This is a genomic window from Pseudomonas sp. GM18, assembly GCF_000282195.1.
Taxonomy (GTDB): Bacteria; Pseudomonadota; Gammaproteobacteria; order Pseudomonadales; family Pseudomonadaceae; genus Aquipseudomonas.
The window spans coordinates 229895-240258 of record NZ_AKJT01000022.1 but is presented as its reverse complement, the minus strand read 5'-3'; the positions used below and the strand labels follow the sequence as shown (position 1 = coordinate 240258).

Genomic DNA, 10364 nt, shown 5'->3' with positions numbered 1-10364 from the left:
GAGCGTGGGAACGATCATTCAATGGCTGACTCACAACGTGGTCCCGGCCACGGAGTGTGGTCAATGCGTCTTGGTGGAAACGGGCTTCGCGGGTGATGCAGTCTTTTTAAGTACCCGAAGTTCAACCACGCTCGATTTCCGCTTTACGCAGATCGTAGGTCGATTGCAGGTTTAGCCAGAACTCGGGCGTGGTGTTCAGGTAAATGGAAAGCCTCTCGGCAAGGTCAGGGCCTACACCTCTCTCCTGCATCAAAAGGGCGCTCACTTCACCCGCGACCTCATTCAACGAACTAGCCAAACCATCCGCTGTAATACCCAGTGGCTCAAGAAATTCCGTTTTCAGGATTTCACCTGGATGAATCGGCCGCATTCCAGAATTGCTCATCTCCCCTCCTAAGGGCTCGATTAGCTGTGATCATAAGCAGCTACTCCGATCCGACAAGAGCCTCCGAACCCTTTCACCGAAGTCCTTCATCTATCCAGGCCCGGTCCTACAAAAAAACTAGCTGCAGCGGCTGATTACGCCTAAATACCAGCCGCGACAGAACCTTTGTAGCGGCTGCCGAAGGCTGCGTTCGACTGCGCAGCAGTCGTAAATCCAAGTTGAACGATCTGCCTGATACACCGCGTGATCTGATTTTACGACTGCTGCGCAGTCGAACGCAGGCTCCGCCAGCTGCTACGGATCCCGTTATGGCTTAACTGACTGGAATCAACTCACCGTCCCCAGCAACATCCTGCGAAAGTTTGGCGGCTCTTCTGCCACGCTAAAGCGCCCCTCTCCTACTACCCTTCAAAAACCGCAGGAAGCGGTCCCTGTCAGCTCAAGGAACGACCATGTCCCTATCCATCGTCCACAGCCGCGCCCAAGTTGGCGTGGATGCGCCCGCCGTCACCGTAGAAGTGCATCTGGCCAACGGCTTGCCGTCGCTGACCATGGTCGGGCTGCCCGAGGCGGCGGTAAAGGAAAGCAAGGACCGGGTACGTAGCGCGATCATCAATTCGGGGCTGCAATTTCCGGCGCGGCGCATCACCTTGAATCTCGCCCCGGCGGATTTACCGAAGGATGGCGGGCGGTTCGATCTGGCGATTGCCCTGGGGATTCTGTCGGCCAGTGTGCAGGTGCCGACGTTGACGCTGGATGACGTGGAGTGCCTGGGAGAGCTGGCGTTGTCGGGCGCGGTGCGGGCGGTTCGCGGGGTGTTGCCGGCGGCGCTGGCAGCACGCAAGGCGGGGCGCACGCTGGTGGTGCCGCGAGCGAATGCCGAGGAGGCATGCCTGGCGTCGGGGTTGAAGGTGATTGCGGTGGATCATCTGCTTCAAGCGGTCGCGCATTTCAATGGCCACACGCCCATCGAACCTTACGCTTCCAACGGTTTGCTCTACGCCAGCAAACCCTATCCAGACTTGAATGAAGTTCAAGGGCAACTTGCAGCCAAGCGAGCCTTGCTGATTGCGGCGGCGGGGGCTCATAACCTGTTGTTCAGCGGGCCGCCGGGGACGGGAAAAACGTTGTTGGCGAGTCGTCTGCCGGGACTGTTACCGCCATTGGCCGAGAACGAAGCGCTGGAAGTCGCAGCGATTCAATCCGTCGCCAGTTGTGTTCCGTTGAGTCATTGGCCGCAGCGTCCCTTCCGACAGCCACACCACTCCGCTTCAGGTCCCGCACTGGTGGGCGGCGGCTCGAAACCGCAACCCGGCGAAATCACCCTTGCCCACCATGGCGTGCTGTTCCTCGATGAACTCCCGGAATTTGATCGCAAGGTATTGGAGGTACTGAGGGAGCCGCTGGAGTCCGGCCACATCGTGATTTCCCGCGCCAAGGACCGCGTACGCTTTCCGGCGCGCTTTCAATTGGTGGCTGCAATGAACCCCTGCCCCTGTGGATATCTTGGCGAGCCAAGCGGCCGCTGCTCCTGTACGCCAGACATGGTGCAGCGCTATCGCAACAAGCTGTCGGGGCCGCTGCTGGACCGCATCGATCTGCACCTGACGGTTGCTCGCGAAGCCACGGCGCTGAATCCAGCGTCGAAGCCCGGCGACGACACCGCGACCTCGGCCGCGCTGGTCGCCGATGCACGAGAGCGGCAACAGAAACGCCAGGGCTGTGCCAATGCATTTCTCGATTTACCGGGCCTGCGCAAGCACTGCAAGTTATCCACAATTGACGAGACCTGGCTGGAAACGGCGTGTGAACGACTGACTTTGTCCCTTCGTGCGGCCCATCGACTGCTCAAGGTCTCTCGCACTCTGGCGGACCTTGAACAAGTCGATGGCATCACCCGTGAACACCTGGCCGAAGCGCTGCAATATCGGCCGACAACGCTCTAGTCGGTGTCACCCCTTGGTCAGATCAACCAACGGCGTCTGCCGCACCTCAGTCTCCCGCCCACCCTGAATCTCGTTCACCCGTTTCAACGCCTTATCCACAGCGGCTTTGTCTGCCAGCAAGCTGTAGCTGATGCGGAACTGCTTGTGTTCCTTCGGCCCAATCGTCGGTACCAGGTTCAGTGGCCGTTGATACCGGCGGTTGTAGGAAAAACTCGTTCCCGGCTCCAGCCCCGTGACATAGCCCTGGCCTTGGGTATCGGTGTTTTTCCACAGCGAGAACACCGGCAGGGTTTGCGTGTTGAAGCCGACCGAGACACCCAGGCTGCCAGCCTTGTTATGCAGCACAGTCAACGTATCGCCCTTGGCATCGGCGTACGGCACCACGTTGTAAACCGTTTCGTCGTAGTCCTTGGTCGGCGCGCGGTAGGTTTGCCAGTCCGGCAGATCGCCTTTGGCTTTGTCGTTGAACGGCGACACCTGCTTCACCGGAGCGGCGAAACGGGCGCCCTGTTCCAGGAACGGGGTGCTGAAGTTGCTGTGATACAGCGCCTGGTATTCCTTCGGGTAGTCGCCGTTGTTGGTCAGGGTGTCGTTGAGGGCGAACACTACGCTGCCGGGCTCGGTAACCAGTTCGGTCGCGACGGAGAAGTCGACTTTCTTGAAGGCCTGCTCTTTCAGCTCGCCGCGCAGGCTGATGGCGTATGGCGGTTTTTCATCGATGTGCAGGGTGACTTTGTTGGCCGGGATGTTGGCGGCGCGACCGTGCAGGGTCAGCAGTTCACCGTTGTCCATGCCGGGATGGCCGACCCATTCGTAGCCGCAGCGGGTGACCAGTTCATTGAAACCTTCCAGCCAGCCCAGGCCTCCGCGGCCGTTGAGTTCGATGAAGGACGGATTGACCACTTCCTTGACCGGCGAATCCCAGCCCATGCGCACATTGCCGACCGAGGCCTGCAAGACGTTCATGCCGCGAGTCGGTACCACCGAGAGTTTCATCGCGCCGTTATCGATGTCGACGATGCTGACGCCCTCCTGCCGACCGCCATGCAAGGTGCGCAGGGTCACGGAGAAGGGTTTACCGGTTTTCACGCCGAGTTGCTGGCTGGTGATCTGCCAGTTCTGGGCGGCTTTGTCGGTATCGAGCAGGACGTAATCCCAGGCCATGGCGTGGGAAGCAGCGGACAATGCGCTGAGGGCAACGAAGAGTTTGAGCGGGGTCATGGCAGCAGCCTTTATTGGAGTTGTGCCATTTTTATAAACTTGAAGAAACGTTTCAGCAAGCATAAAAATCGAGATAACGGCGACAAACACCAAGAGTTCGTCGATACGGGGCTTGTGGATAACGCGCAGAATTGAGTCGATCGCCATCGCGAGGCTGCTCGCGATGGCGATTTCGGCAGCGCCTCAGCGGAACCGGTCAACCTCATGCCGCAAGTCTGCCGCAAGCTTCTCCAGCTCTTTGGCAGTCACCGCCAGGTTCGACACCACCTCCCGCTGCTCACTGTTCGCCAAAGCGATACTTTGCAGGTTGCTGCTGAGCAAGGTCGCGGTGCTGCTTTGTTCCTGGGTCGCGGTGGTGATGGCGGCGAACTGCTGACCAGCCGAGCGGCTTTGCTCATCGATCCGCGCCAGCGCCGAGGCGACGTTGGCGTTGCGCGACAGGCCTTCCTGCATCAGAACGTTACCCTGCTCCATGGTGCTGATCGCGTTGCCGGTTTCCTGCTGGATACTCTGGATCATCCCGGATATTTCGTCAGTGGCCTGGCGAGTACGTGAGGCCAGGTTGCGCACCTCATCGGCCACCACCGCAAACCCACGACCTTGTTCACCGGCACGGGCGGCTTCGATGGCAGCGTTGAGCGCCAGCAAATTGGTTTGCTCGGCGATAGCGGTGATCACCCCGACAATGCCGCCAATTTCCTGGGAGCGCTGCCCCAAGGTGTTGATCACTGTCGCGGTGCTGTTCAGCGCACCGGCGATTTGCTCCAGGGACGAGGACGCTTCGTCCATCGACGTACGACCGATCTGGGTTTGCTGTGCGTTTTCCTGCGCCAAACGCTGGGTGTTGCCCATGTTGTCGGCGATGTTCAGCGAGGTGGCGCTGAATTCTTCCACGGCGCCAGCCATGCTGGTGATTTCGCCGGACTGCTGCTCCATCCCTTCATAGGCACCACCGGACAAGCCAGACAACGCCTGGGCACGGCTGTTGACCTCTTCCGAGGCTCTACGAATGTGCTCGACCATGGTCGACAAGGCCTGACTCATCTGGTTGAAGGCGCGGGCCAACTGACCGATTTCGTCGTTGCTCGACACGTTCAGGCGCACGCTCAAATCACCGGCGCCCAAGGCTTCGGCCTGCCGTACCAGATCACCCAGCGGTGCCAGTTTGCTGCGCAGCAACCAGACCGCCGCGCCCACCGCCAGCAACATCGCCAGCAGGCTGCCGATGGCCAGTCGAATGCCGACGCTCCAGGTCACCGCGCGGATTTCGGCTTTCGGCATGCTCGCCACCACCGACCACGGCCCGCCTTCGAACGGCACGGCAATGCTGTAGAAGTCTTGCGACGTGTCGCTCCAGAAATCGCCCTTGCCCGGTGTCTTGGCCAGACCGACGATGGCCGGGACTGCCACATCCAACGCTTGCACACCGGCGATCGGCACCAGCCATTTGTTCTGCTCATCGAGCAGCGCCAGGGAGCCGGTCTGGCCGATGCGGAAGCGTTTGAGGTTTTCGAACTGAGCGTTCTGTGCGTCGGTGTAATCGAATCCTACGAACAGCACGGCAATCACCTTACCGCCGCTGTCGCGTACGGGGGTGTACTGAGTCATGTAGGACCGTTCGAAGAGCAAGGCGCGGCCGACGTAGCTCTGCCCGGCCATCAAGCGCATATAAGCCGGGTGAGCGTGATCCAGCAATGTGCCGATGGCCCGGGTGCCGTCCTGTTTGCTCAGGGACGTGCTGACCCGAATGAAGTCTTCGCCACTGCGCACGAACAGCGTCGCAACGCCGGCAGTCATTTGTTTGAACTCGTCCACTTCCTTGAAGTTGTTGTTCAACACTTCGCCGCCCAGGTGCAGGCCCGGGGTCTGCACGCCCGCCACGGCCACCGGCTCATCCGGGTGCACGCTCAGACCGGCGCTGAAGCGCTTCTCGAACAGACCGCTGAGGCGCTGGGTACTTTCACGCAACGTGCCGTGGAACGTGCTCAGCTGATCGGCCAGCAGCCGTGCCTCGCTGGCCAGGTGCTCTTCGCGGGTGGCGAGGTTGGCGGCGTCCAGCGAGCGCAGGGCAAACACGGTGCTGCCGCTGATGACAACCGCCAGTATCACGGCAAGCGCAAGACCCAGCTGTGAGGCAATCCGAGCACGAGGTTGAGACATGACAGCTCCTGGCCCAGTGGGCCGGATCATCCTGATCCCGTCGCACTCGGCAAAATTTCTGATAGTGGGGAAAACGTGGAGCCTGGCACGAAGGTTCCATCAGCAGATTTTCGGCGGCAAAACTGAATACTTGAGTGATTAACGGGGATATGGCTCAAGGCCGCCATTGCAGCGGCTCCATCGATTCAGCCCAAGCGTTCGACATCGGGTAATTCCATGGCCCGGACTTCGCCTTGCAGGAAATCGCTAAGCCGGCGCAAACGTTCACCTCCCGGGCGGGTTTTCGGCCAGACCAGGTAATAATTCTCACCACTGGCGACGGCTGTCGGCCACGGCAAACTCAGACGTCCCTGCGCGACATCCTCCGCCACCATCAGTAAATCGCCCATGGATACACCGTAGCCGCGGGCGGCAGCGATCATGCCCAGCTCCAGGGTGTCGAACACCTGCCCGCCCTTGAGCGAGACCTGATCGCTCAGGCCCATGCGCTCCAGCCAGTTGCGCCAGTCACGGCGGTCCGGCGTCGGGTGCAGCAGTTCGGTGCTGGCCAGGCGCGCAACGTCCCACGGTTGATCCTTCAGCAGATTCGGCGCGCCCACCGGAATCAGCTCTTCGGGGAACAGCAAAGTCGTCTCCCAGTCCGGTGGAAAATGCCCGTTGCTGAGGATGACGGCGCAGTCGAAGGGTTCGTGGTTGAAGTCCACCGTATCGATGTCCATCCAGGCACTGGTCAATTGCACCTCGTTCCCCGGTCGCAGGTGGCGAAAGCGACTGAGCCGCGCCAACAGCCAGCGCATGGTCAGGGTAGACGGGGCTTTCATGCGCAGGATGTCGTCTTCGGCGCGCAAGGTATTGCAGGCCCGCTCGAGGGCGGTGAAGCCTTCGCGAATGCCGGGCAGGATCAGCCGCGCTGACTCGGTCAGTTGCAGGTTGCGCCCGCTGCGATGGAATAGCCGGCAGGCGAAATGCTCTTCGAGCGTACGAATGTGTCGACTGACCGCACTTTGCGTGATCGACAATTCTTCGGCGGCGCGGGTAAACGAGCTATGCCGCGCCGCTGCTTCGAATGCTCGAAGGGCATACAAGGGAGGAAGACGACGAGACATTGGGAAAGCTCCTATAGCGCGGTTGCCTCAACTTATCAGAAAGTCCTTAGCATGAGTTTTAATCATGCCACCCATCCTTTTTATCCCTTTGTGGAAACCCCGCAGAGCGCCGAGAATCGACGCTTCCTGTTCTCTCTGACAATCGAGCGTGATGATCATGCAGCATCCAGCGCGTATTGAACTCTGGGCCATCCTGCGGCTGGCGGGGCCGTTGATTGCCTCGCAGTTGGCGCACATGTTGATGGTCCTCACCGACACCTTGATGATGGCGCGCCTGAGTCCCGAGGCACTGGCCGGCGGCGGTCTGGGTGCGGCGACCTATTCGTTCGTGTCGATCTTCTGCATTGGCGTGATCGCGGCGGTCGGCACCCTGGTGGCGATCCGTCAGGGCGCGGGCGATATTATCGGCGCGGCGCGGCTGACCCAGGCCGGGTTGTGGCTGGCCTGGTTGATGGCGCTGGTGGCGGGTCTGCTGCTGTGGAACCTAAAACCGGTGTTGCTGCTGTTCGGCCAGACCGCAACCAACGTCCAGGCTGCCGGCCAATTTCTGTTGATCCTGCCGTTCGCCCTGCCCGGCTACCTGAGTTTCATGGCGCTGCGCGGCTTCACCAGCGCAATCGGTCGGGCGACGCCGGTGATGGTCATCAGCCTCGGCGGCACCGTGGCCAACTTCCTGCTCAACTACGCGTTGATCACCGGCATGTTCGGTCTGCCAAAAATGGGCCTGATGGGCATCGGTCTGGTCACAGCGATCGTGGCCAACCTCATGGCGCTGGCGCTCGCCCTGCACATTCGTCGACACCCGGCCTATGACGCTTATCCGTTGCGCCAGGGGCTGTCGCGGCCCAATCGTCAGTACTTGAAGGAGTTGTGGCGCCTGGGCCTGCCGATTGGCGGCACCTATGCGGTGGAAGTCGGCCTGTTTGCCTTCGCCGCGCTGTGCATGGGCACCATGGGCAGTACGCAACTGGCGGCGCACCAGATCGCCCTGCAAATTGTCTCGGTGGCGTTCATGGTGCCGGCGGGGCTTTCCTATGCGATCACCATGCGCATCGGCCAGCATTACGGCGCCGGGCAATTGCTGGATGCGCGGCTGGCCGGACGGGTCGGCATCGCCTTCGGGGCTGTGTCGATGCTGGGGTTTGCGATGGTCTTCTGGCTGCTGCCGAATCAGTTGATCGGCTTGTTCCTGGACCACAACGACCCGGCCTTTCGCCCGGTCATCGAACTGGCCGTGAGCCTGCTGGCGGTGGCGGCGTGGTTCGAGCTGTTCGACGGCACGCAAACCATTGCCATGGGCTGCATTCGCGGGCTCAAGGATGCCAAGACCACGTTCCTGGTGGGTTTGGGCTGCTATTGGCTGATTGGTGCGCCGGCCGCGTGGTGGATGGCCTTCCATTTGAACTGGGGGCCGACGGGCGTCTGGTGGGGGTTGGCGCTGGGGCTGGCGTGTTCGGCGGTGAGCCTGACGCTGGCGTTTGAGTGGAAGATGACGCGGATGATTCGGCGCGAGCCATCGTCACAGCCGAGCTTCCAAATCACCCAGCCTGATTAAACCCTGTAGGAGCGAGCGGTGCGGGCAAGTCGGATCGCCGCACCGCTCGCTCCTACAGGACGTCGTTAAGCCAGCACAACCTGCTGGCTGGAACCGAACGTCAGGTACTCAACCAATTCCGCCAACGGCAACGGCTTGCTGATCAGATACCCCTGCACCTGATCGCACCCAAACCCGCGCAATAAATCCAGCTGCTCCGGGGTTTCCACGCCTTCGGCAACCACTTCAAGGTTGAGGTTGTGCGCCAGGTTGATCATGGCGTGCACCAGTTTGCGATTCTCTTCCCGTTCTTCCATGCCGCCGACAAAGCTCTTGTCGACCTTCAGCAAGGCAATCGGCAGGCTGTTCAGGTGCACGAACGAAGAGAACCCGGTGCCGAAATCGTCCAGCGAAAAGCGCACGCCGAGGCGCCCGAGGGCATCCATGGTCTGCTTGACCAGATCGCTGCGACGCATCACCGCGGTTTCGGTCAGTTCGAATTCCAGCCATTGCGCCTCGACGCCACGCTCGGCAATCAGCCGGCTCAGGGTCGACAGTAATTGGCTGTCCTGGAACTGCCGGAACGACAGGTTGATCGCCATGTGCAGCGCCGGCAGACCCCGCTCACGCAACGCCTGCATGTCCCGCAGGGCCCGGGAAATCACCCAGTAACCCAGCGGCACGATCAAGCCGCTTTGCTCGGCCAGTGGCACGAATTCGCTGGGGGGCAGCAAACCGCGTTCGCCATGACGCCAGCGCACCAAGGCTTCGAGGCCGACGATCTGGCCGTCCTCAAGGTTCAGGCGTGGCTGGTAATGCAACTCCAGCTCATCGCGGCGCAAGGCCCGGCGCAGCTCGCTTTCAAGGTCGGCGATGCTGCGGGCATTGCGATTGATCCGCTCGTTGAAGATGTGAAAGGTGCAGCCTTGGGTACTCTTGGCCTGCTGCATGGCGATGTGTGCGTGCCACATCAGCGGGTCAGCACCAGCCTGCGCTCGGGCGTGGGCAATACCGAGGCTGGAACCGATCAACAGGCTTTCGCCGTCGATCCAGTAGGGCTCGGACAAGGCTTCGGTAATCCGTTCGGCCATCCATTCAGCGCGCTGAGGAGCGCGGCGGGTGTCGATCAGCAGGGCGAACTCATCGCTGCCCAGCCGCGCCAATTGATCGCCGGCCTCCAGCTGGCTTTTCAGCCGCGAGACCACTTGCAGGATCAACCGGTCGCCAGCCTGATGGCCGAGGGCGTCGTTGGCGTGTCGAAAGTTGTCGAGGTCGAGGTGACCGAGGGCCAGGCCGCGGCCGTCGTTTTCCGCCAGACGCGCCGCCAGCAAGGTCTGGAAACCCTGACGGTTGGCGATGCCGGTCAACGGATCCTGCTCGGCCAGGCGTTGCAAGGTGTTTTCCAGCACGCCGCGCTCGCGCACATGACGCAGGCAGCGGCGCAACATGCCGGGATCCAGCAGATTGCGCACCAGCCAGTCGCTCACACCGTCGGGCGGCGCCAGCGGCTCGTGTTCGAGCAGCAACACCGTCGGCAGGTTGCAACGGCCGGGTGCCGGCTGCAGAGCAGGAATCGTCAACAACACCGCGCTGCGGTTGTCATCGAACAGGTTGCTGACCGACTCCCAGCTCGGCGCGCTGAGCAGCACGGCCGAACTCCCCATCGGAGCCAGACACTCGCGCAACAACGCTGCCCACGCCGGCTCTTGGGCCAGTAGCAGCAAACGCAAGGGTTCGACAGGCGTAGACAAGCTAGCTCCCTAGACTCTGCAAAGATGTAGGCGGCGCGCATTATGCCGCTCGGGTAACCAATGACCAAATGACACCGGTTATCAAACACGACTTTGTGCCCTGATTACGAACAGTAGACGCAAATTCAATGCGCATCCTGCGTGAAAGTATCAAAACCGGCAAATAGAGATAGCGTGCTGCGTCACAAGTCGGAGAGAGCAGCACAATTCGCTGAGCCTGTTAAAATGCCGGCCCATTTCGCTAACGACTCCCTGATTTCG

The 10364-nt window shown here is 61.1% G+C and carries 7 protein-coding genes; 2 read left to right on the top strand and 5 right to left on the bottom strand.

What is annotated here, in order from left to right; all coding sequences use genetic code 11:
• Positions 1–121: 121 nt before the first annotated feature.
• Positions 122–385: a HigA family addiction module antitoxin gene (locus PMI21_RS23560; protein ID WP_007934658.1), complete on the bottom strand. Its 264-nt coding sequence runs from the start codon at positions 383–385 to the stop codon at positions 122–124.
• A gap of 452 nt (positions 386–837) precedes the next feature.
• On the opposite strand from PMI21_RS23560, the gene PMI21_RS23565 reads away from it, so the two are divergent.
• The gene (locus PMI21_RS23565; RefSeq protein WP_007934657.1) at positions 838–2331 is read left to right on the top strand and encodes a YifB family Mg chelatase-like AAA ATPase; all 1494 of its coding nucleotides are present in this window, start codon (positions 838–840) and stop codon (positions 2329–2331) included.
• Positions 2332–2337: 6 nt separating this feature from the next.
• Here the strand turns inward: PMI21_RS23565 and PMI21_RS23570 are convergent, their stop codons facing one another.
• From PMI21_RS23570 to PMI21_RS23580, 3 genes are all read right to left on the bottom strand, one after another.
• Positions 2338–3552: an aldose 1-epimerase family protein gene (locus PMI21_RS23570; RefSeq protein WP_033063814.1), complete on the bottom strand. Its 1215-nt coding sequence runs from the start codon at positions 3550–3552 to the stop codon at positions 2338–2340.
• 183 nt (positions 3553–3735) lie between these two features.
• Complete coding sequence (locus PMI21_RS23575; protein WP_007934655.1) at positions 3736–5712, bottom strand: methyl-accepting chemotaxis protein; 1977 nt, start codon at positions 5710–5712, stop codon at positions 3736–3738.
• Positions 5713–5897: 185 nt separating this feature from the next.
• The gene (locus PMI21_RS23580; protein WP_007934652.1) at positions 5898–6818 is read right to left on the bottom strand and encodes a LysR substrate-binding domain-containing protein; all 921 of its coding nucleotides are present in this window, start codon (positions 6816–6818) and stop codon (positions 5898–5900) included.
• Between the two features lie 157 nt (positions 6819–6975).
• Between PMI21_RS23580 and PMI21_RS23585 the strand changes: the two genes are divergently transcribed.
• Positions 6976–8373 (top strand): NorM family multidrug efflux MATE transporter, encoded by a 1398-nt coding sequence (locus tag PMI21_RS23585; protein WP_007934649.1) that lies wholly within the window; start codon positions 6976–6978, stop codon positions 8371–8373.
• A 65-nt stretch (positions 8374–8438) separates the two neighbouring features.
• Here the strand turns inward: PMI21_RS23585 and PMI21_RS23590 are convergent, their stop codons facing one another.
• A complete protein-coding gene (locus PMI21_RS23590) occupies positions 8439–10103 on the bottom strand; it encodes a putative bifunctional diguanylate cyclase/phosphodiesterase (RefSeq protein ID WP_007934648.1) in 1665 nt (554 codons plus the stop codon).
• Between the last annotated feature and the right edge of the window lie 261 nt (positions 10104–10364).

Bases quoted from the DNA above. Each gene is read 5' to 3' on its own strand.
- PMI21_RS23560 (WP_007934658.1), bottom strand. From the start codon at position 385: ATGAGCAATTCTGGAATGCGGCCGATTCATCCAGGTGAAATCCTGAAA.
- PMI21_RS23585 (WP_007934649.1), top strand. From the start codon at position 6,976: ATGCAGCATCCAGCGCGTATTGAACTCTGGGCCATCCTGCGGCTGGCG.
- PMI21_RS23580 (WP_007934652.1), bottom strand. From the start codon at position 6,818: ATGTCTCGTCGTCTTCCTCCCTTGTATGCCCTTCGAGCATTCGAAGCA.
- PMI21_RS23565 (WP_007934657.1), top strand. From the start codon at position 838: ATGTCCCTATCCATCGTCCACAGCCGCGCCCAAGTTGGCGTGGATGCG.
- PMI21_RS23570 (WP_033063814.1), bottom strand. From the start codon at position 3,552: ATGACCCCGCTCAAACTCTTCGTTGCCCTCAGCGCATTGTCCGCTGCT.
- PMI21_RS23575 (WP_007934655.1), bottom strand. From the start codon at position 5,712: ATGTCTCAACCTCGTGCTCGGATTGCCTCACAGCTGGGTCTTGCGCTT.